The 20926-nt window shown below is 63.0% G+C and carries 18 protein-coding genes; 10 read left to right on the forward strand and 8 right to left on the reverse strand.

The genetic code is table 11. The annotated features are described in order from the left end of the window. Positions 1-122: 122 nt before the first annotated feature. Positions 123-1772: an energy-dependent translational throttle protein EttA gene (ettA, locus tag HNQ95_RS00005; RefSeq protein WP_067960305.1), complete on the reverse strand. Its 1650-nt coding sequence runs from the start codon at positions 1770-1772 to the stop codon at positions 123-125. Positions 1773-2038: 266 nt separating this feature from the next. Here ettA and HNQ95_RS00010 point away from each other — a divergent pair, with 266 nt between their 5' ends. From HNQ95_RS00010 to HNQ95_RS00025, 4 genes are all read left to right on the forward strand, one after another. Next, positions 2039-3478, forward strand: a complete 1440-nt coding sequence (locus tag HNQ95_RS00010; protein ID WP_182573201.1) for a metal-dependent hydrolase family protein — start codon at positions 2039-2041, stop codon at positions 3476-3478. Positions 3479-3575: 97 nt separating this feature from the next. Beyond that, positions 3576-3905 carry a hypothetical protein gene (locus HNQ95_RS00015; protein WP_154386316.1) on the forward strand — a complete coding sequence of 110 codons (330 nt, stop codon included), beginning with the start codon at positions 3576-3578 and terminating at the stop codon, positions 3903-3905. Positions 3906-4152: 247 nt separating this feature from the next. Further along, a complete protein-coding gene (locus HNQ95_RS00020; protein WP_246786984.1) occupies positions 4153-5439 on the forward strand; it encodes a DUF2778 domain-containing protein in 1287 nt (428 codons plus the stop codon). A gap of 63 nt (positions 5440-5502) precedes the next feature. Beyond that, a complete protein-coding gene (locus HNQ95_RS00025) occupies positions 5503-6420 on the forward strand; it encodes a cation diffusion facilitator family transporter (RefSeq protein WP_182573202.1) in 918 nt (305 codons plus the stop codon). Positions 6421-6435: 15 nt separating this feature from the next. Here the strand turns inward: HNQ95_RS00025 and HNQ95_RS00030 are convergent, their stop codons facing one another. Next, positions 6436-7197 (reverse strand): ABC transporter permease, encoded by a 762-nt coding sequence (locus HNQ95_RS00030; RefSeq protein WP_154386318.1) that lies wholly within the window; start codon positions 7195-7197, stop codon positions 6436-6438. Beyond that, on the reverse strand, positions 7194-8120 hold the full coding sequence (locus HNQ95_RS00035) for an ABC transporter ATP-binding protein (RefSeq protein WP_067966320.1): 927 nt from the start codon (positions 8118-8120) through the stop codon (positions 7194-7196). Before HNQ95_RS00035 ends, HNQ95_RS00030 begins: the two co-directional genes overlap by 4 nt. A gap of 211 nt (positions 8121-8331) precedes the next feature. Here HNQ95_RS00035 and HNQ95_RS00040 point away from each other — a divergent pair, with 211 nt between their 5' ends. The 6 genes from HNQ95_RS00040 (at position 8332) to HNQ95_RS00065 (ending at position 15107) form a co-directional block, all read left to right on the forward strand. Continuing rightward, positions 8332-9264: an alpha/beta fold hydrolase gene (locus HNQ95_RS00040; RefSeq protein ID WP_154386319.1), complete on the forward strand. Its 933-nt coding sequence runs from the start codon at positions 8332-8334 to the stop codon at positions 9262-9264. Positions 9265-9360: 96 nt separating this feature from the next. Beyond that, on the forward strand, positions 9361-10536 hold the full coding sequence (locus tag HNQ95_RS00045; protein WP_067960299.1) for a CaiB/BaiF CoA transferase family protein: 1176 nt from the start codon (positions 9361-9363) through the stop codon (positions 10534-10536). Then, on the forward strand, positions 10533-12185 hold the full coding sequence (locus HNQ95_RS00050; RefSeq protein WP_154386320.1) for a thiamine pyrophosphate-binding protein: 1653 nt from the start codon (positions 10533-10535) through the stop codon (positions 12183-12185). The genes HNQ95_RS00045 and HNQ95_RS00050 overlap by 4 nt, the downstream gene beginning before the upstream one ends. A 182-nt stretch (positions 12186-12367) precedes the next feature. Then, complete coding sequence (locus HNQ95_RS00055) at positions 12368-13084, forward strand: glycosyltransferase family 2 protein (protein WP_067960294.1); 717 nt, start codon at positions 12368-12370, stop codon at positions 13082-13084. Further along, positions 13081-13410, forward strand: a complete 330-nt coding sequence (locus HNQ95_RS00060) for a lipid-A-disaccharide synthase N-terminal domain-containing protein (RefSeq protein WP_067960293.1) — start codon at positions 13081-13083, stop codon at positions 13408-13410. Before HNQ95_RS00055 ends, HNQ95_RS00060 begins: the two co-directional genes overlap by 4 nt. Before the next feature lie 53 nt (positions 13411-13463). Further along, positions 13464-15107 (forward strand): ArnT family glycosyltransferase, encoded by a 1644-nt coding sequence (locus HNQ95_RS00065; protein ID WP_312874153.1) that lies wholly within the window; start codon positions 13464-13466, stop codon positions 15105-15107. 260 nt (positions 15108-15367) lie between these two features. Here the strand turns inward: HNQ95_RS00065 and HNQ95_RS00070 are convergent, their stop codons facing one another. The 5 genes from HNQ95_RS00070 to hydA form a co-directional block, all read right to left on the reverse strand. After that, a complete protein-coding gene (locus HNQ95_RS00070; RefSeq protein WP_067960286.1) occupies positions 15368-16342 on the reverse strand; it encodes an ABC transporter substrate-binding protein in 975 nt (324 codons plus the stop codon). 51 nt (positions 16343-16393) lie between these two features. Then, the gene (locus HNQ95_RS00075; RefSeq protein ID WP_371818560.1) at positions 16394-17527 is read right to left on the reverse strand and encodes an ABC transporter permease; all 1134 of its coding nucleotides are present in this window, start codon (positions 17525-17527) and stop codon (positions 16394-16396) included. Further along, complete coding sequence (locus tag HNQ95_RS00080; RefSeq protein ID WP_154386322.1) at positions 17524-18402, reverse strand: ABC transporter permease; 879 nt, start codon at positions 18400-18402, stop codon at positions 17524-17526. The genes HNQ95_RS00075 and HNQ95_RS00080 overlap by 4 nt, the downstream gene beginning before the upstream one ends. Before the next feature lie 6 nt (positions 18403-18408). Beyond that, entirely contained in the window at positions 18409-19230 is an 822-nt protein-coding gene (locus HNQ95_RS00085) for an ABC transporter ATP-binding protein (RefSeq protein ID WP_182573203.1), read from the reverse strand. Positions 19231-19407: 177 nt separating this feature from the next. Next, on the reverse strand, positions 19408-20859 hold the full coding sequence (gene hydA / locus HNQ95_RS00090; RefSeq protein WP_154386323.1) for a dihydropyrimidinase: 1452 nt from the start codon (positions 20857-20859) through the stop codon (positions 19408-19410). Positions 20860-20926 lie beyond the last annotated feature (67 nt).

A 20926-nucleotide genomic window follows, 5' to 3' on the forward strand; every position in this document is an offset into this window, starting at 1 on the left:
CAAATAGCTATCGACAACCGAGCGCTTGAAACGCGCACTGTGTTTGGACATGCAAAACCCCCGAAGGTTGTGTCCAACTTTCGGGGGTCAGTTCATTTTGGGCGGGGCGTTTTCTTGGTCTGTCAGCGCGTCAGGCGCTTGTGGCTCATCCGGTGCGGGGTGGCCGCATCGGCGCCGAGACGACGGATCTTGTCCTTCTCGTACTCTTCGAAGTTGCCTTCGAACCACTCGACATGCGCATCGCCTTCATAGGCCAGCATGTGGGTGGCCATGCGGTCGAGGAACATACGATCGTGGGAGATGATGACGGCGCAGCCGGCATATGCTTCCAGTGCGTCTTCGAGCGCGCCCAGCGTCTCGGTGTCGAGATCGTTGGTCGGTTCGTCGAGCAGCAGGACGTTGCCGCCGTTCTTCAGCATCTTGGCGAGGTGGACGCGGTTGCGCTGACCACCCGACAGGTTGCCGACGCGCTGCTGCTGGTCGCCACCGCGGAAGTTGAACGACGAGCAATAGGCGCGGCTGTTCACTTCATGCTTGCCGAGCTTGATGACTTCGGCGCCGCCAGAAATCTCTTCCCAGACCGTCTTGGTCGGGTCGAGCGCATCGCGGCTCTGGTCGACATAACCGAGCTTGACGGTCTCGCCGACGCGGATCGTGCCGCTATCGGGCGTTTCCTGGCCGGTGATCATCCTGAACAGCGTGGTCTTGCCCGCGCCGTTGGGGCCGATGACGCCGACGATGCCGCCGGGCGGCAGCTTGAAGTTCAGGTTTTCGATCAAAAGCTCGTCGCCATAACCCTTGTTCACGCTATCGACCTCGATCACCACATTGCCGAGGCGTTCGCCGGCCGGGATGACGATCTGCGTGTCGGTCGGCTTGCGGTTCTGCGACTGCTCGACCAACTCCTCATAGGCCTTGATACGCGCCTTCGACTTGGTCTGGCGTGCCTTGGGCGAGGATGCGATCCACTCGCGCTCGCGCCAGATCGCCTTCTGGCGCGAATCGTCTTCGCGACCTTCCTGGATCAGGCGCTTGGCCTTGGCGTCGAGATATTTGGTGTAGTTGCCCTCATAAGGGATGCCGCGGCCACGATCGAGTTCGAGGATCCAGCCGGTGACGTTGTCGAGGAAGTAGCGATCGTGGGTGATGATCAGCACCGAGCCTGGATAGTCGCGCAGGTGCTTTTCCAGCCAAGCCGTGGTCTCGGCGTCGAGATGGTTGGTCGGTTCGTCGAGCAGCAGAAGGTCGGGCTGTTCGAGCAGCAAGCGGCACAGCGCGATGCGGCGGCGTTCGCCACCCGACAGCTGGGTCACTTCAGAATCGCCGGGCGGGCACTGCAGGGCGTCCATCGCCATCTCGACCTGCTGTTCCAGGTCCCACAGGTTGAGGCGATCCATCTCGTCCTGCAGCTTGGCGCCCTCGTCGGCGGTCTCGTCGGAGTAGTTCATCATCAGCTCGTTGTAGCGCTCGATGATGGCGGTCTTCTTGGAGACACCGTCCATGACGTTCTCGAACACGGTCTTGGCCGGGTCGAGATGCGGCTCCTGCGCCAGGTAGCCGACGGTGGCGCCGTCAGCCAGCCAGGCTTCGCCCGACCACTCCTTGTCGAGGCCGGCCATGATCTTGAGCACGGTCGACTTGCCCGCGCCGTTGGGGCCGAGGATGCCGATCTTGGCATCCGGGTAGAACGACAGGTTGAGGTTTTCCAGCACCTTCTTGGTGCCGTAGGACTTGGTCAGTCCCGACATGTGATAGATGAACTGGCGTGCCACGCGCGCGTATCCTGCTTCAGGTGAACGGAGATTTGCGCGCTATGTAGGCCATCCCACCCCAAACGGCAAATGCTTTCGGGGCGAACATCGCGATGACACGCGCGTCCGAGCACTGTCCGGACACCACGCCTCGGTCGTGCCCGCGCCAACAGGCAAGAGGACCATCCAGATCACCTTGGTGGTATTCTTGCCAAGGCAATATCTAAGGTTGCCAATGCCTCCCATGGGACTACATTAATTTCGCTCGAAGGCTGATGGGGGATGCAATGCTCCGGTTAGGTCAGAAGTACCAGCACCTCGTTCACGGAACCGGCTGCAGCTGCTTCAGCCCCGAGATTCAGCAGGCATCGCGACGCCTCGAGGCCCTTACGCGACGCGGCTTCATGGCGGGCATGGGAGCAAGCTTTGCCGCTCTTGCCTCGCCTTCCCTGGCCCAGGCACCCGGCCCGTCACAAAAAACCCTGTTCAGGCAGGTCAGGCTGTTCGACGGCACCTCCGACACACTCAAGACTGGCGTTCAGGTCCTGGTCGAAGGCAACCGTGTCGCAGCGGTAGACACGAAAAACAGCGCAGCACCCTCCGACGCAACTGTCATCGACTGCGGCGATCGTGTGCTCATGCCGGGCCTGATCGACGCCCACTGGCATACGGTGTTTGCGGCGGTGCCGTTGAACGTACTGCTGGCGGGCGATCCGGGCATCATCTTCGCTGCCACCACCGCCGAGGCAGAGCGTACCTTGCTGCGCGGCTTCACCACGATCCGGGATTTGGGTGGTCCGGTTTTCTCGTTCAAACAGGCTGTCGACAGCGGCATAGTTCCGGGCCCACGCATCTTTCCCTGCGGAGCGATGATCACGACGACAGGAGGCCACGGCGATTTGCGCATGCCGACAGAGATCCCGCGAGATGGCAACCAGCTCAGCGTCGGCGAACTGATGGGAGCCAACGCGGTCGTCGATGGCATTCCCGACTTGAAGATGCGCATCCGCGAGCAGCTGATCCAGGGGGCATCGCAGATCAAGCTTGTCGGCGGTGGCGGGGTTTCGTCGCCGCGCAGCCCGCTCGACATGTCGACCTTTGCCGAAGACGAGATACGCGCTGCCGTCTCTGTGGCAAAAGACTGGAATACATACATCACCGTCCACGCCTATGCCCCCAACACCGTTCAGCGGGCGATCAACGCCGGAGCGGCCTGCGTCGAGCATGCGCACCTGATGGATGAGGCGACGGCAAAGCTCTTTGCCGAAAAAGACGTATGGCTCAGCATGCAGCCATTCCTCACCGTCGAGGATGCTGAGCCTCAGACCGGTCCAAGCGCGGAACGCATACAGCAGCTGTTCGCCGGCACTCCCAAGGTCTACGAGTTTGTTCGCAAGCACGGCATCAGGACCGCGTGGGGTTCCGACGTGCTGTTTTCGCCGGCAATGACCGCGCGCCAAAGCGTCATGTTCACCCATCTCAGCAATTTCTACTCCAATGCCGAGGCACTCCGCATGGCAACTTCGGGGAATGCGCAGCTGCTGGCGCTGTCCAATCTGCGCAATCCCTATCCCGGCAAGCTCGGCGTGATCGAACCAGGCGCCCTCGCCGACATGCTCCTTCTGGACGGAAATCCGCTCGAAAATATCGACCTGATCAGCGAGCCAGGAAAGAACATGGTCGTGATCATGAAGGACGGCACGATCCACAAGAACACACTTGGCTGAATGTCCCACCAACGTGCCAATTGCAGCCCAATCAGGCCCGTGCGACAGATGGTAAGCATTGCGCTTGAACAAAGGTTAGCTGGGAGGCAGCAGGCAGGTGTGGCCCGTATTCAGAAAGCTGTTCTCCCGGTCAAAATCTCTGAACGCTCTCCTTGGCGACGTCATTTTTGCAACGCCGCGAGAACGTGGCACCAACCTGAGCTCGTTCTTTGAGTGGCGCGTGAAGAAATCTATAGATGGCGCCAAATTCTACATATCGCTCGCCATGATACCTGACGGCTATGCCGGCGCGCAGGGCTCCCCTACCAATTACATCAACTTCGACCTGGAAACTGCTGAAAGGGTGCGCGAGCACCTGACCGAGTGCATCGACGTTGCACGCCGCAGCCAGAATTCGCCTGCCGCAGCGAGCGCCGACAACAGCTGATTTTTGGTATTGGCAATTTGGCTATACGCGTACGGCTGGAGCAGCCGAGCGCGAGCGCGACACATCGCTCGGACGCAAAGCAAAAATTAACCACATTTGTCCATCCTTTCTCCATCGTTCTGTCGAGTTGGGGACATTCCGGAAATCACGCACTGCGGTCGCTTCGCCGGCCGCACGATGTTGCGGGACAACTGGTCTGCTACGCGTTTTGAGTAAAATCGTTCGTCCACAATCCTTGCGCCGTCTGGTGCGCCCGTTTGTCATCGCTTGTGTCGGCACGGCTTTCGCCGGCATGGCAGCGTGGTCGATGGCCGGCATGGCCGCATTAAGCAATGTCAGCGCCTTCGATCCGGCCCACCTGGCGCCCAAGCCGCACGCGCAGCCGGTGATCGTCAAGCAGGCGCGGCTCACGGCCTATGTCAGTACCGACAAGGCATCGCGGCTCGCCGCCTCGACCAAGCCCTTGATATCCGCCAACGGCGCCAAGCCCGCCGCCATGGCCAGCCTAGCCGGCAGTCTGGGCAAATCAGCCCGCCATGCAACCGTAGCGGCTGCCGCGCCCGCAAACAGCAATGCCGCCCGCTTCGACACCATAGCCAGCAAGGCTGATCTGAGCTCCAAGAAGCTCGCCAGCCTGTTCGCGGCCAGTTCCGTCGAACTGAGACAGCTTGCCGACGCCGCAGAGAGCGCCGATCAGCCGGTATCCTTGCCAGCTTCGGTCGCAGAGCGCCCGACCATCCTCGCTTATGCTGATCCGTCGCCTGGCGGCGCTGCCGACACTGCACTGTCGACCCTTCTGACCGGGTCTTCCGAAGAGGAACTCGCCGCGGCACAAGCTGAAGCAGAAGCGGCCGCCCTGCCCGACTATGCCGAAACCCCGTCGGCCGGCCCCCGTCCGGAACTCCGCCCCGAAGTCGCTGCCGCCGAGCCTGCAGATGTCGGCAAGGCGAACGTCCCCGATCCCGAGGTCAGTGCACCGAAGGTGGTCGAAAAGCCAGAAACCCGAAAGCCGCAAAAACTCGCCTATGCGCGCCCGGAAATTCCCGAGGACAAGCCGGGCAGCACGCTCGGCCAGTCGCTGCGCAGCCTGTTCGGCGGTAAGACCCGCGCCGGCAACGGCGTAGCGGTCTATGACATCAGCGCCGCCAAGGTCTACATGCCCGACGGCAGCGTGCTCGAGGCACATTCGGGCATCGGCAACATGGCCGACAACCCGCGCTACGTCCACGTCAAGATGAACGGCCCGACCCCGCCCCACACCTACAATCTCAAGATGCGCGAGAGCCGCTTCCACGGCGTCGAGGCGATCCGCATGCTGCCGGTCGACGGCAAGAACAAATATGGCCGCGACGGCTTCCTGACGCATAGCTATTTGCTGCGCGGTGGGCGCGAGGAGTCGCATGGCTGCGTCGCCTTCGCCGACTACAAGCGCTTCCTCACCGCCTTCAAGCAGGGCAAGGTCAAGCAGATGATCGTGGTGCCGAGCGGCGGCCGCGAGAGCTTCCGCCTGGCCTCGAACGGCAAGGCGATCTGAGGCAAGACCGCCCTCAAGCCGTCAGCGATGGACATCCGCAGGCGGCTATTTCATAGCTGACCCATGAAAACCGAAACAAATCTGCTTCGGATGTCAATCGCCGTGACGTTCGTCGTCGCGCTGTTCGGCATCGTCTTCGGCGTCCTCAGCGGCTCCTTCTCCATCGCCTTCGACGGCGCCTATTCGCTCGCCGATGCGACGATGACCATCCTGGCGCTGATCGTCGCCCGCCTCATCACCAGCAATGCCACCCACAACCGACGCCTGCACAAGCGCTTCTCGTTTGGCTTCTGGCATCTCGAGCCCATCGTGCTCGGCCTGAACGGCATCGTGCTGATCAGCGTCTCCTGCTACGCGCTGATCAATGCTGTCGCCAACCTTTTGGCCGGCGGACATCATCTCGAATTCGATTTCGCCATCATCTATGCGGCCGTCACCCTTGCCGCATGCCTGACGATGGCGACCATCGGCAGCCGCGCCAACCGGACGATCCAGTCCGACTTCGTGGCGCTCGACGTCACCGCCTGGATGATGTCGGGCGGCATCACCGCGGCACTGTTGATCGCCTTCATCGGCGGCTGGCTAGTCGAAGGCTCAAAGCTTGCCTGGACAGCGCCTTATGTCGATCCGGCTGTGCTCGCGCTTGTCTGCCTGGTCATCATCCCGATGCCCATCGGCACAATTCGCCAGGCCTTCTCCGACATTCTGCTGATCACGCCCGAGGCGCTCAAGGCACATGTCGACGAGGTCGCACGGGCAACGGTGAAGAAGCACGGCTTCGTCTCATACCGCGCCTATGTCGCCAAGGTCGGCCGCCTGATGCAGGTCGAGCTCTATTTCATCGTCCCGCCCGGCCTGCCCGCCAGGACCATCGAGGAATGGGACGCCCTGCGCAACGAGATTGGCGACGAACTCGGCGACGAAGGCCCCGACCGCTGGCTGACGATCGCCTTCACCGCCGACAGCGAATGGGCGGAGTAAGCCTCCGCCCTTCTGTTACACCTTGATGCGCCAGCCAGTCCTGAAGATCCACCAGACGGCGGCAAGGCAGGCCGCCAGGAACACCAGCGTCATGCCGAGGCTGATGCCGACATTGACGTCGGAGACGCCGAAGAAGCTCCAGCGGAAGCCGCTCACCAGATAGACCACCGGATTGAACAGCGACACCGTGCGCCAGAACGGCGGCAGCATGTCGATAGAGTAGAAGCTGCCGCCCAGGAAGGTCAGCGGGGTAACGATCAGCAGCGGCACCAGCTGCAATTGCTCGAAGCTGCGCGCCCAGATGCCGATGATGAAGCCGAACAGGCTGAAGGTTACCGCCGTCAGCACCAAAAACAGCAGCATCCAGACCGGATGCTGGACCTGCAGCGGAACGAACAGGGCCGCGGTGGCAAGGATGATCACGCCTAAAATGATCGACTTGGACGCCGCCGCCCCGACATAGGCGATGACGATCTCCAGATAGGACACCGGCGCCGACAAAAGCTCGTAGATAGTGCCGACGAATTTCGGGAAGTAGATGCCGAACGATGCGTTGGAAATGCTCTGGGTCAACAGCGACAGCATGACCAGGCCGGGCACGATGAAGGCGCCATAGCTGATGCCGTTGATCTCGCTGATGCGCGAGCCGATGGCCGCACCAAAAACGACGAAATAGAGCGAGGTCGAGATGACCGGCGAGACGATGCTCTGCAGCAGCGTGCGCCACGTACGCGCCATTTCGAACAGATAGATTGCGCGGATCGCGTAAAAATTCATCGCCGTTCACTCACCAGATTGACGAAGATCTCTTCCAGCGAGCTCTGCTTGGTCTGCAGGTCGCGGAAGCGGATTCCGGCGTCGTTGAGGTCCTTGAGCAGGGCCGTAATGCCCGTCCGCTCGCCTTGGGTGTCGTAGGTGTAGATGAGCTCGTTGCCGTCCTCGGACAGTTCGAGCCCGTGGCTCGAAAGCGCCGGCGGTACCTGCTCCAGCGGCTGCTGCAGCTGCAGCGTCAGTTGCTTGCGGCCAAGCTTGCGCATCAGCTCGGCCTTTTCCTCGACCAGGATGATCTCGCCATGGCTGATCACGCCGACGCGGTCGGCCATCTGCTCGGCTTCTTCGATATAGTGCGTGGTCAGGATGATCGTAACGCCGGTTTCGCGCAGCAGGCGCACCACCTCCCACATGTCCCGCCGGAGCTCGACATCGACACCTGCCGTGGGTTCGTCGAGGAACAGAATCTGCGGTTCATGCGACAGCGCCTTGGCAATCATCACGCGGCGCTTCATGCCGCCCGACAAGGTGATGATCTTGTTGTCCTTCTTGTCCCACAGGGAGAGGTCCTTGAGGATCTTTTCGATGTGGGCCGGATTGGCCGGCTTGCCGAACAGGCCGCGGCTGAAGCTCACCGTCGCCCACACCGTCTCGAAGGCGTCGGTCGTCAGCTCCTGCGGCACCAGGCCGATCAGCGTGCGCGCCGCACGATAGTCACGAACGATGTCGTGGCCATCGGCCAGTACGGTGCCCGAAGTCGGATTGACGATGCCGCAGATGACGCTGATCAGCGTCGTCTTGCCGGCACCATTGGGCCCGAGCAGCGCAAAAATCTCGCCGCGGCGAATGTCCAGATTGATGTTCTTCAGCGCCGAAAAGCCCGACGCATAGGTCTTGGAAAGATTGGAAACGGAAATAATCGGCTGCATGACGATCATCACTTCAGCTGGGAATGGTACGGAAAATCGCGAAAAATGCCGGCGGGGGCGGCCGGTTCTGAGGTTAGCGCAATATATGGGCTGGCTTCCGCCGAACAAGGGACGTCGTGACAACTCCTGACATTGTCCCTGTGCACCACGGTTCGCCGGCCTTGACGGGCGCACCTGACATCCCCGACAGTCCGCACCGGGGGAGACAGCAATGCCGTTCGACACCACCACCACGCTTGCCTCCCCGACCGGGGCAAAACTCAATCTTTATGTCAGGCACGCCGACACACCTGCCCGTGCCGTCGTCCAGATCAACCACGGCCTCGCCGAGCATGGCGCGCGCTACGCCCGTTTCGCCGATTTCCTTGCCGCGCGCTGCTGCCATGTCTATGCGCACGACCATCGCGGCCATGGCGCGACAACTGCCCCCGATGCGCCCAAGGGCCGTTTCGCCGGCAAGAACGGCTTTGACATCGTGGTCGCCGACATCGCGGCGATCCACGACCATATCGCCGGAAAGCATCCCGGTCTGCCGGTGGTCGTCTTCGGTCATTCGATGGGCGGGCTGATCGCGCTCAATTTCGTCCTGCGCCACTCCGAACGCGTTGCTGCTGCCGCGATATGGAACGCCAATTTCTCCGCCGGCATACTTGGCCGCCTGGCGCAGGCGATCCTCGCCTTCGAGCGCTTCCGGCTGGGCTCGGACGTGCCCTCCCGCATGCTGCCCAAACTGACCTTCGGCGACTGGGCCAGGAAGATTCCCAACCGACGCACCGAATTCGACTGGCTGTCGCGCGATGTCTCAGAGGTCGACGCCTATGTCGCCGATCCGCTCTGCGGTTGGGATGCGTCGGTGTCGATGTGGATCGATGTCTTCGACCTCGTCTTCGCCGGTGCCGACGACGGCAACTTTGCCGGCGTGCGCAGGGATTTGCCGTTCAATCTGGTCGGCGGTCAACGCGATCCCGCAACCGATGGCGGCAAGGCTGTCGAGGCGCTCGCCGGGCGGCTGCGCCGGATGGGCTTTTCGAATCTCGTTTCAAAGGTTTATCCCGAGACCCGCCACGAAAGCCTGAACGAGATCAACCGCGAACCCATCATGGCCGATTTCGCCGGTTGGCTCGACCGGACGCTTCCCCGGTGAATGGCAGGGCTGGCCCAGTCCAACGCTGTGGCGGCCAATCGGGACTCCTGTTAGAGCCAATTGTGTACAATCTGTTGAAATGACATCTGGTGCCTCATGAGCAATCCGCCTCTTCACGGAATCCGCGTCATCGAACTTGCCCGCATCCTTGCCGGTCCCTGGGCCGGGCAATTGCTGGCGGACCTCGGGGCTGATGTCATCAAGGTCGAAAATCCTGACGGCGGCGACGACACCCGCAAATGGGGCCCGCCTTTCGTCACCTCGCATGACGGCGAAAACCTTTCGGCGGCCTATTATCATTCCTGCAACCGCGGCAAGCGCTCGATCGCGCTCGACTTCTCGACGCCGGAAGGGGCCGAGATCGTGCGCAAGCTGGTCGCAGGCGCCGACGTGCTGATTGAGAACTTCAAGCTCGGCGGCCTGAAGAAATACGGCCTCGACTATGACAGCCTGAAGAAGATCAATCCGAAGCTGGTCTATTGCTCGATCACAGGCTTCGGCCAGGACGGACCCTACGCCCCCCGCGCCGGCTACGACTTCATCGTCCAGGGCATGTCCGGACTGATGTCGATCACCGGCCCCGCCGGTGGCGAGCCGCAGAAGGTCGGCGTCGCCGTCACCGACATATTCACCGGGCTCTACTCCGTCATCGCCATCCAGGCGGCACTGCGTCACGCCGAGGCCACCGGCCAGGGCCAGCATGTCGACATGGCGCTGTTCGACGCCCAGATGTCGGTGCTCGCCAACCAGAACCTGAACTACCTCGTCTCGGGCAACTCGCCGGTGCAGATGGGCAATGCCCACCCCAACATCTCGCCCTACGAGGTGTTGCCGGTGCGCGACGGGCACTTCATCCTTGCTGTCGGCAATGACGGCCAGTTCCAGAAATTCTGCGCCATCGTCGGGCTCGAAGCCATCGCCACCGACCCGCTCTTCGCCACCAACTCGGCCCGCGTAGCCAACCGCGTCGCGTTGCGCGAAAAGATCGTCGCAGCCCTGGCCGGCTTCGGCCGCGAAGAGTTGCTGGCAAAGCTCGAGGCTGCGGGGGTGCCGGCAAGCCCGATCAACACCATCGGCCAGGCTTTCGCCGATCCGCAGGCGATCGCGCGCGGCATGCGCTTGGACCTCGACGACGGCCTCGGCAACAGGCTGCCGTCGGTGCGCGCGCCGATGGTGATGTCGGAGACGCCGCTTGCCTATGACCGCCCGTCGCCGCGCCTCGGGCAACACACCGCTGAGATCCTTGCCGAACTGGAGAAGACTGCGAAATGAAGACCGGCGGAAAACTGATCGTCGAGGCGCTCGAGGCCAATGGCGTCGACCGCATCTATTGCGTGCCGGGCGAATCCTATCTGGCCGTGCTCGATGCCCTGCATGATTCCAGGGTCCAGAGCATCGTCTGCCGCCAGGAAGGCGGTGCCGCGATGATGGCCGACTGCCACGGCCGCCTCACCGGCAAGCCAGGAATCTGCTTCGTCACCCGCGGTCCCGGCGCCACCAATGCGTCGGCCGGTGTTCATATCGCCATGCAGGATTCGATCCCAATGATCCTGTTCATCGGCCAGGTGGCGAGCCACGCCAAGGAGCGCGAGGCCTTCCAGGAGGTCAATTACCGCCGCTTCTTCGGCGACATCGCCAAATGGGTTGTCGAGATCGACGACGCCGCGCGCATTCCCGAGCTGCTCACCCGCGCCTTTTCGGTGGCGACGTCGGGCCGTCCCGGCCCGGTCGTCATCTCGTTGCCCGAGGACATGCTGACCAGCGAAGTCGAGGCACCTGTCGCCCTTCCCGCCGTACAAGTGGAAACCCATCCTGGCGAGGCCGAGCTGGACCGGGTCGAGGCGCTGCTCAACGCAGCCAAGCGCCCGTTTGTCATCCTCGGCGGCACGCGCTGGGACCAGCGCCTGGCTTTCGATGACATTCAGGCGATATCAGAGAAATGGTCGCTGCCGGTCGGCGTCTCGTTCCGGCGCCAGATGCTGTTCGACCACCTGCACGCCAACTATGCCGGCGATGTCGGCATCGGCATCAATCCAAAACTCGCCACGCGCATCAAGGAAGCCGACCTCGTGCTGCTGATCGGCGGCCGCTTCGGCGAAATGCCGTCGTCCGACTACACGTTGCTCAAGAGCCCCTATCCGGACCAGCAGCTCGTCCACGTCCATGCCGATCCGGACGAGCTCGGCCGCGTCTACCGGCCAACGATCGCCATCAACGCCTCGCCGGCCGCTTTCGTGCGAGCTTTCGCCAGGCGCAAGGGTCCGGCAGTACCAGGCTGGGCCGAGGAGACGAAAAAGGCGCATGCCGACTATCTCGCTTGGTCGACCCCGCCGCTCACCGGCCCCGGCCCCGTGCAGATGGGCCCGATCATGAACTGGCTGGAAAAGGTGCTGCCCGAGGACGCCATCCTCACCAATGGCGCCGGCAACTACGCCACCTGGGTGCACCGTTTCCACCGCTTCCGCCGCTACGGCACGCAGGCAGCGCCGACCTCCGGCTCGATGGGCTATGGCACACCGGCAGCGGTTGCCGCCAAAGGTCTGTTCCCGGAGCGCGAGGTCATCGCCTTTGCCGGCGACGGCTGCTTCATGATGAACGGCCAGGAATTCGCCACCGCCGTGCAATACGGCCTGCCGATCATCGTGATCGTCGTCAACAACGGCATCTACGGCACCATCCGCATGCACCAGGAGCGCGAATATCCCGGCCGTGTCGAGGCAACCGACCTCAAGAACCCTGACTTCGCAGCCCTTGCCCGCGCCTATGGCGGCCATGGCGAGACGGTGCGTGAGACCGACGAGTTCGCCGCAGCCTTCGAACGCGCACGCGCCAGCGGCAAGCCGTCGATCCTCGAGATCAAGCTCGATCCCGAAGCGATCACGCCGACGCGCACGCTGAGTGACATCAGGGACAAGCGCTGAGCATTGCATTGGGGCAAGGGAGACCTTGCCCCAATGGACATCTCGAAAAAGTGAGACCTGCCCCAGCAGTCAACTGGGAACTTGGCTCAGGGAAAGGCGCAACCATCGTGGCAAAGACGCGGCTTTATGCTATTGAGGCCGCGAATTTCGCCATCCTGTTGTAACCTTCCCCAGGCAAACTGATGATTTCAATCGTCATTCCGTGCAAGAACGAGGCTGAGAACCTGCCGATCCTGATCGGCGAGGTTCACGCCGCGATGGCCGGCCGCGACTACGAGATCATCGTCGTCGACGACGGCTCCACCGACCGCACGCCAGACGTTCTCGCCGAGCTAGCGCGCAGCGCCGGCCGCCTGCGCCATGTCAGGCACGACCGTTCCGCCGGCCAGAGTGCGGCCGTCCGTTCCGGGGTTTTTGCCGCGAAAGGCGACGTCGTCGTCACCATGGATGGCGACGGCCAGAACGACCCGGCCTACCTGCCCAAGCTCGCCGACGCGCTTGTTGCCGCCGGCCCCACCGTCGGCATCGCCGCAGGGCAGCGTCTCAAACGCACCGACACCAAGCTCAAGCAGCTGTCTTCGCGCTTTGCCAACGGCCTGCGCGAGCGGATTCTGCACGACGGCACCCGCGACTCGGGCTGCGGCCTCAAAGCCCTGCACACTGACCTGTTCCGCCAGTTGCCGTTCTTCGACGGCTGGCATCGCTATTTGCCGGCACTTGCGCTGCGCGAAGGCCGTGGCGTGGTCCATGTCGACGTCGTCGACCGCTCGCGAATCCACGGCAAGTCCAACTACGGCATCCTCGATCGCGGCCTGCGCGGCGTTCTCGACCTCTTCGGCGTGTGGTGGCTGCGCCGCCGCCGCAAGGTCGTGCCATCAGTCACGGAGCTTGGCCAATGAACCTGATCTCGGAACTCGGCACCTGGCTGCACGACGTTTTCATCGCCCAGTTCGACGGCTGGATCCTGCTCGGCTTCGTTGCCCAGGGCTTCTTCACCATGCGCTTTGTGGTGCAGTGGCTCGCTTCCGAACGCGCCAAGCGCTCGGTCGTACCGATCGCCTTCTGGTTCTTCTCGCTCGGCGGCGGCGCGCTGCTTCTGATCTACGCCATCAAGCGCCAGGACCCGGTCTTCATTGCCGGCCAGGGGCTTGGCCTGTTCATCTACATCCGCAATCTCTGGCTGATCGCCAATGAGCGGCGCCTGGCTATGTCCAAGACGGACTGACCACGGGCATGTCGACCATCGGACTCAAAACCTCCGCAACGTCCCGCAAAACGTTGACGCCGCTGACTTATCTCCTCTTGGGCCTGCTCGCGTTGTTCGCCTTTGCGCCGGGCACCTCGACGTTGCCGCCGACCGACCGCGACGAGTCGCGCTTCGTCCAGGCGACCAAGCAGATGGTCGAGAGCGGCGACTATGTCGACATCCGCTTCCAGGACGTGCCGCGCTACAAGAAGCCCGCCGGCATCTATTGGCTGCAATCCACAGCGGTGCTTCTGAGCGGCCAGGGCAGCGACGCCCCGATCTGGGTCTACCGCCTGATCTCGGTGCTCGCCGGTACCTTCTCGGTGCTGGCGCTGGCCTTCATCGCCGACCGCATGTTCGGACGCAGCGCCGGGGTCATTGCCGGCCTCGGCATGATGGGCATCCTGATGTTGGGCGTCGAGGCGCGCATCGCCAAGACCGATGCCACCCTTCTCGCCACCGCCCTGCTCGCCCAGGGCGCGCTAGCCACCATCTATCTCGGCCACAAGGCCGGCAGGCCGCAGGGCAACGCCAACTGGCTGTTCTGGGCCGCACAGGGCCTGGCGCTGCTGATCAAGGGACCGGTGATCCCCTTCCTCAGCCTGCTCACCATCTCCGCCCTCGTCGTCTTCGACAAGGACCGCGCATGGTTGCGCAAGCTTCGACCATTCACCGGCCTGCTGTTGACCCTTCTGGTTGCGGCCCCTTGGCTGATCCTGATTACGCTCAAGACCGGCGCCGAATTCTGGCAGGAGTCAGTCGGCAAAGACCTGCTGAGCAAGGTCGGCTCCGGCCAGGAATCCCACGGTTTCCCGCCCGGCTATTATTTCCTGACCTATTCGCTGTTCATGTGGCCCTTCGCGCTGGTGGCACTCGAAGGCGGGCTCAAGGCGCTCAACAACTTCCGGCAGGACCCGCGCCTGCTGTTCTGCCTTGCCTGGTACCTGCCCTACTGGGTGGCGATCGAGCTGATTCCGACCAAGTTGCCGCATTACGCCCTGCCGGCCTACCCGGCGATGATCCTGCTGATGGCCTGGCTGCTGACCTCCAAATCGGCCGCCAGCATCGAGCTGTCGCGCTGGCAGCTCTGGCTGCGCCGCGCTTGCGCCTTCGGCATGTTCGGTATCAGCATCGGCCTTTCGGCAATCGCTTTCGGCATCACGCCCTACTTCCTCGGCTATGTCTCCTGGTGGGGGCTGCTGGCCGCCGTGCTCGTCCTGATCGCCGCCCGCTACGGCATCGGCGCGCCTGATGGCATGGACCCGGTCAAGCGCATCGCCTTCGCCGCGGCGGCGGCTGCTGCGGTCTTTGGCGTGCTGACGCTGAAGATCCTGCCGCCGCTCAAGCCGCTCTGGCTCAGCCCTGAGATCGCCGAGCGCTTCGAGAAGCTGAAGCCCTGCCCGACCTCCGTGCTGGCCTCGGCCGGCTATGGCGAGCCAAGCCTCGTTTTCCTCGCCGGCACGAACACCCAGCTGACCGACGGCAAGGGTGCGGCTGCGGCACTCATCGCCGATCCCGCCTGCGCCATCGCCGTCGTCGCAGAAGCCGAAAGCAAAGCCTTCCTCGCCGCCATTCCCGGTGGTGCCGACGCGCTCCGGCAGCGCGGTATCATTGAAGGCATGAACTATTCCAAGGGCGAGCCGCGCACGCTGACCTTCTACACGCTGGCGAAGTAGCGTCCGGCTGCCCGACGGGCGCACCTTGGTCGTGCGCGGGTCCTTCGAGGCCCGCTTCAAAGGCACTCAGGACGCAGGAGTTGGCCCCGCTCTCCTGACGGCGCTACGCCCTTCCGGGAAGCGCCTCTGCCACAACGGCCCTCGTCCTGAGGTGTTCGCCTGAAAGGCGAGCCTAGAAGAGGAGGCACCTCGAGCGCCAACCTCAAACAAAAAAGGGGCGGTCGCCCGCCCCTTTCCGATTTCCGAAATCATCCAAAAGCTTACTTGATCGCCTTGTCGGTGATTGCCGAAGTCCAGGCGCCCGAAGGCTCCTTGGTGATGATTTTCTGTGCCAGCAGCGCGTCGGCGGTGCGCTTGTAGGCCGCCTCGATCAGCTTGCCGTCGGCATTGTCGATCAGCTTGGCCACCTCGCCCATCATGCGCTTCTGGTGGTTTTCGTCCTGGCCGCCATTGTCGACGACGATACCGGCAGCCTCGTCTGGATTGTCGACGGCATATTTCCAGCCCTTCATCGAGGCGCGCACGAAGCGAACCATCTTGTCTTCGAAGGCCGGATCCTTGAGCTTGTCTTCCATGGCATAGAGGCCATCCTCGAGCAGATCGTTGCCCATGGCGGTGTAGTTGAAGACAGTCAGCTCTTCCGGCTTGAAGCCGGCGTCGATCAGCTGCCAGTACTCGTTGTAGGTCATGACCGAGATGCAGTCGGCCTGCTTCTGAATCAACGGCTGCACGTCGAAGCTCTGCTTCAGCACCGTCACGCCATCGGCGCCGCCCTCGGTCTTGAGGCCAAGCTTGTTCATCCAGGCGAAGAACGGATATTCATTGCCGAAGAACCAGACTCCCAGCGTCTTGCCCTTGAAGTCGGCTTCGGTCTTGACCGGGCCGTCCTTCGGGCAGACCAGCTCCATGCCGGCCTTCTTGTAGGGCTGGGCGATGTTGACCAGGCCGACACCCTTCTCGCGGGCGGCGAGCGCGCCGCCCATCCAGTCGACGATGACGTCGGCACCGCCGCCGGCGATCACCTGCTCGGGCGCAATGTCGGGACCGCCCGGCTTGATGTCGACGTCGAGGTTTTCCTCGCCATAGAAGCCCTTCTCCTTGGCGACGTAGTAGCCGGCGAATTGCGACTGGGTCACCCATTTGAGCTGCAGCGTCACCTTGTCGGCGGCGAGTGCCGCTTGTGCTGCGGCCAGCGACATCGCTCCCGCCATCAACGATACCATCAGTCTTTTCATCTTCTTCTTTCCCTCTGAAGTTGGACCGCGGCCCCGCCCAAGGAGCTCAGGTCACGCCCGCCCACCACGGACAGACGGATGCCAGAAAGTGGTGGCCCTCTCGATCAGGGCGACCACGCCATAGAAGACGGAACCGGCCAGAGCCGCAACAGCGATCTCCGCCCAGACCATGTCGACATTCATGCGCCCGATCTCGGTCGAGATGCGGAAGCCCATGCCGACGATCGGCGTGCCGAAGAATTCGGCGACGATGGCGCCGATAAGCGCCAGCGTGGAGTTGATCTTCAACGCATTGAAGATGAAGGGGGCGGCGGCCGGCAGGCGCAGCTTGAACAGCGTCTGCCAGTAGTTGGACGCATAGGTGCGCATCAGGTCGCGCTCCATGTGGCCCGATGCGGCGAGGCCGGCAACGGTGTTCACCAGCATCGGGAAGAAGGTCATGATGATGACCACGGCGGCCTTCGACTGCCACTCGAAGCCGAACCAGATCACCATGATGGGCGCCACGCCGATGATCGGCAGCGCCGATACCATGTTGCCAATCGGCAGGAGCCCGCGGCGCAGGAACGGCACGCGATCGGCCAGGATCGCGACGACGAAGCCCGAGGCGCAGCCGACGACGTAGCCGAACAGAACCGCCTTGAAGATCGTCTGGCGCACGTCGGCGGCAAGGGTCGGTAGCGATGCGCCGATGCGCGCGGCAATTGCGCTCGGCGGCGGCAACAGGATGAAGGGGATGCCCGCTCCGCGGGTCACCGCCTCCCATATGATCAGGATCCACGCCCCGAATATCGCCGGGATAAGCAGCCTGAGCAACGTCCTTGCCTGTTTCGACACCGGGCGGACTGCCGACAGCACGGCGACGCAACGCCAGGCCAGCAGCCAGGCGGCGGCAAGCAGCAGGAAGTATGGCAGGCGCGCCATGCCTTCATTGCCAGCAACACCCGCGATCAGCAACCAGGCAGCGCCATGCGCGCCGACGAACAGCAGGGCGGCACTGGCGATGCCGGCAAACATGGCGAAGGAGGCAACGCCGCTCAATGCGATCAGCCCGATGACAAGTGACGTCGTGCCTCTCGACATCGGTGCCGTAGCCTCCGTGGCGAGCATCGGCATTGTCGCCATGGCTACGGCGCAAAGCAGCACCGCCAGCCCGACCTGCCAGGACGGCTTGGAGTTCATCATGCCGGCCTCCCACCCATCGAGCGTTCGACAATCTTGCCGACGATCCCCACCAGCACCACCAGCATTGCCGCCACCACCGATCCGGCGACGAGCGCTGCCCACATGTCGATGGTCTGGCTGTAGTAGGAGCCCGCGAGCAGTTTTGCGCCGATGCCCGCAACCGCTCCCGTTGGCAGTTCACCGACGATGGCGCCGACCAGGCTTGCCGCCACCGCCACTTTCATCGAGGCAAACAGGAACGGCACCGAAGCCGGGACGCGCAGCTTCCAGAAGGTCTGCGACGCACTCGCATTGTAGGTATGCATCAGGTCGAGGTGCATGAGATCGGGCGAACGCAGCCCCTTCACCATGCCCACGGCGACAGGGAAGAACGACAGATAGGTCGAAATCAGCGCCTTGGGGATCAGCCCGGTAATGCCGATTGCCGCCAGAACGACGATGATCATCGGCGCCACCGCAAGGATCGGGATCGTCTGCGAAGCGATGATCCACGGCATCAGGCTGCGGTCGAGCGCGATCACATGCACGATGCCGACGGCGATCAGGATGCCCAGTGCCGTGCCGAAGGTGAAGCCGAGCAGCGTCGATGACAGCGTCACCCACGAGTGGTAGACGAGACTGCGCGCACTGGTGACCTTCCTGAGGAAGGTGTTTTCAAAGAAGTTCTGCGCCACCTGGTGCGGTGCGGGCATCGTCGGCTTGGGCTGCGACAGCGTCTTGCCGATGAATTCCATTGTCGTCGGCGTCTCGCCCGCCCGTCGGTCGAGATCGCGCTGGAACGGTGCGTTCATGAAGACGGCGAAGGCATACCAGGCGACGACGATGACAGCGAGGATGGTGATGACGGGCACGACCCGGTCTCGAACACGATCCATTGTGGCTCAATCCTCGTAGGAATGGCCGGCGCGCAGCCCGTCGCGGACGCGCGCGGCGATCGCCAGGAATTCCGGGCTCTCGCGGATGTCGAGCGGCCTTTCCTTGGGCAGCGTCGACTCGATCACGTCGGTGACCCGGCCCGGGCGTGGCGACATGACGACGATGCGGGTCGAGAGGTAGACAGCCTCGGGAATCGAGTGGGTGACGAAGCAGATCGTCTTGTTGGTCTGCCGCCACAACCGGAGCAGCTGTTCGTTGAGATGGTCACGCACGATCTCGTCGAGTGCGCCGAACGGCTCGTCCATCAGCAATAGATCGGCGTCGAAGGCCAGCGCGCGTGCGATCGAGGCGCGCTGCTGCATGCCGCCGGAAAGCTGCCAAGGGTACTTCTTTTCGAAACCGGAGAGATTGACCAGGTCGAGCGTGCGCTTGATGCGCTCCTGCTGCTCGGCCTTGGGCAGGCCGATAATCTCGAGCGGCAAGCCGACATTGCTCTCGATCGTCCGCCACGGGAACAGTGCCGCCGCCTGGAACACGTAGCCATAGGCGCGCGCCTCGCGCGCCTGCTCGGGCGACATGCCGTTGATCGAAATCTTCCCTTCCGTCGGCTGCTCGAGATCGGCGATGACACGCAGGAAGGTCGTCTTGCCGCAGCCCGAAGGGCCGATGAAGGAGACGAACTCGCCCTTGTTGATGGTCAGATTGACGTCCGACAGCGCCCGCACCGGGCCGTCATTGGTCTGGAAGGTCAGCCCCAGTTGTCTGGCTTCTACGACGGCGTTCTGATCGACACGCGTCGCCGTGGCTTGATTGACTGTCATGAGCATTGCCCGACTTTACCCCACATCATGCCATCCTCTCCGAAGTTGAGGTAGGCGTCCACTTGATCGGGATGTTTTTGCTGGCTTGCAGAACCCGGTTGTCGTCCCGGTGCCATCCTTGCGACCGCCATGCGGTCGCCATCCCTGTTCGGTACATGGAAATAGCCTGCGAACCGCAGGGGCCTACACTCCGGTCGCCGGGATGCCCGTGCGTTCGACCTTGCGCGGCGCGGTGATCTCCTTCCACTGCGACAGCGCCCGGTTGACGGCTGCATGCGGTTCGCGGGCGACGAATTCGCCATGGCCGGGATGAACCTTGACCTCGTGCTCCTGGATCGCCAGTTCACCGCGGGTGAAGACGAAGCGCGGCAGGCCGGTCAGCTCGATGCCCTCGAAGACGTTGTAGTCGATCACCGACTGCTGGGTCTTGGCGGCGATGGTCTTCTTGCGCCTCGGATCCCAGACGATGATGTCGGCGTCAGCGCCTTCGACGATGGCGCCCTTCTTCGGGTACATGTTGAGGATCTTGGCGATGTTGGTCGAGGTCACTGCCACGAACTCGTTCATCGTCAGCCGGCCGGTGTTGACGCCCTTGGTCCACAGAACCGGCATGCGGTCCTCAAGACCACCGGTGCCATTGGGAATCTTGGTGAAATTGCCGACGCCGGTGCGCTTCTGCGCCGTCGTGAACGAGCAATGGTCGGTAGCCACCACCTGGAGAGAACCCGCCTGGAGGCCGGCCCACAGCGAATCCTGGTGCAGCTTGTTGCGGAAGGGCGGGCTCATCACCCGGCGTGCGGCGTGATCCCAGTCCTTGTTGAAATATTCGGTCTCGTCGAGCACCAGATGCTGGATCAGCGGCTCGCCATAGACGCGCATGCCCTTCTGGCGGGCCCGGCGGATCGCCTCATGCGCCTGCTCGCAGGAGGTGTGCACGACATAGAGCGGCGAGCCCACCATATCGGCGATCATGATGGCGCGGTTGGTCGCCTCGCCCTCGACCTCGGGCGGCCGCGAATAGGCATGCGCCTCGGGGCCGTTATTGCCTTCGGCCAGCAACTTGGCCGACAGCTGGGCGACGACGTCGCCGTTTTCGGCATGGACCAGCGGCAGCGCGCCGAGCTCGGCGCAACGCTTGAACGACGAATACATCTCGTCGTCGTCGACCATCAGCGCGCCCTTGTAGGCCATGAAGTGCTTGAACGAGGTAATGCCCTTGTCGACCACCTGAGCCATCTCGTTGAACACCTGCTCGCCCCACCAGGTGATCGCCATGTGGAACGAGTAGTCGGAGCAGGCCTTGGAGGTCTTGTTGTCCCACATCTGCAGCGCTTCGAGCAGCGACTGGCCAGGCGACGGCAAGCAGAAATCGACAACCATGGTCGTGCCGCCGGACAGCGCCGCGCGTGTGCCGCTCTCGAAGTCGTCGGCCGAATAAGTACCCATGAACGGCATTTCGAGATGGGTGTGTGGGTCGATGCCCCCGGGCATGACGTAGCAGCCAGTGGCGTCGAACTCGTGGTCGGCATGCAGGTTCTCGCCGATGGCGACGATCTTGCCATGCTGGATCAACACGTCGGCCTTCCACGTCCGGTCGGCCGTGACGATGGTGCCGTTTCGGATGACTTTGGTCATTGTTCAGTTCCCCTATTGTTGCCGCGCTTCTTTGCGAGCGCTTCAGCAAAGTTTCACATCATGTAAC

Source organism: Aminobacter ciceronei, from assembly GCF_014138625.1.
GTDB lineage: Bacteria > Pseudomonadota > Alphaproteobacteria > Rhizobiales > Rhizobiaceae > Aminobacter > Aminobacter ciceronei.

Coding starts and splice junctions, on each gene's coding strand:
- HNQ95_RS00085 (WP_182573203.1), bottom strand. CDS start 19,230: ATGCTCATGACAGTCAATCAAGCCACGGCGACGCGTGTCGATCAGAAC.
- HNQ95_RS00010 (WP_182573201.1), top strand. CDS start 2,039: ATGCTCCGGTTAGGTCAGAAGTACCAGCACCTCGTTCACGGAACCGGC.
- hydA (WP_154386323.1), bottom strand. CDS start 20,859: ATGACCAAAGTCATCCGAAACGGCACCATCGTCACGGCCGACCGGACG.
- HNQ95_RS00070 (WP_067960286.1), bottom strand. CDS start 16,342: ATGAAAAGACTGATGGTATCGTTGATGGCGGGAGCGATGTCGCTGGCC.
- HNQ95_RS00060 (WP_067960293.1), top strand. CDS start 13,081: ATGAACCTGATCTCGGAACTCGGCACCTGGCTGCACGACGTTTTCATC.
- HNQ95_RS00035 (WP_067966320.1), bottom strand. CDS start 8,120: ATGCAGCCGATTATTTCCGTTTCCAATCTTTCCAAGACCTATGCGTCG.
- HNQ95_RS00045 (WP_067960299.1), top strand. CDS start 9,361: ATGAGCAATCCGCCTCTTCACGGAATCCGCGTCATCGAACTTGCCCGC.
- HNQ95_RS00075 (WP_371818560.1), bottom strand. CDS start 17,527: ATGATGAACTCCAAGCCGTCCTGGCAGGTCGGGCTGGCGGTGCTGCTT.
- HNQ95_RS00040 (WP_154386319.1), top strand. CDS start 8,332: ATGCCGTTCGACACCACCACCACGCTTGCCTCCCCGACCGGGGCAAAA.
- HNQ95_RS00055 (WP_067960294.1), top strand. CDS start 12,368: ATGATTTCAATCGTCATTCCGTGCAAGAACGAGGCTGAGAACCTGCCG.
- HNQ95_RS00030 (WP_154386318.1), bottom strand. CDS start 7,197: ATGAATTTTTACGCGATCCGCGCAATCTATCTGTTCGAAATGGCGCGT.
- HNQ95_RS00025 (WP_182573202.1), top strand. CDS start 5,503: ATGAAAACCGAAACAAATCTGCTTCGGATGTCAATCGCCGTGACGTTC.
- HNQ95_RS00080 (WP_154386322.1), bottom strand. CDS start 18,402: ATGGATCGTGTTCGAGACCGGGTCGTGCCCGTCATCACCATCCTCGCT.
- HNQ95_RS00050 (WP_154386320.1), top strand. CDS start 10,533: ATGAAGACCGGCGGAAAACTGATCGTCGAGGCGCTCGAGGCCAATGGC.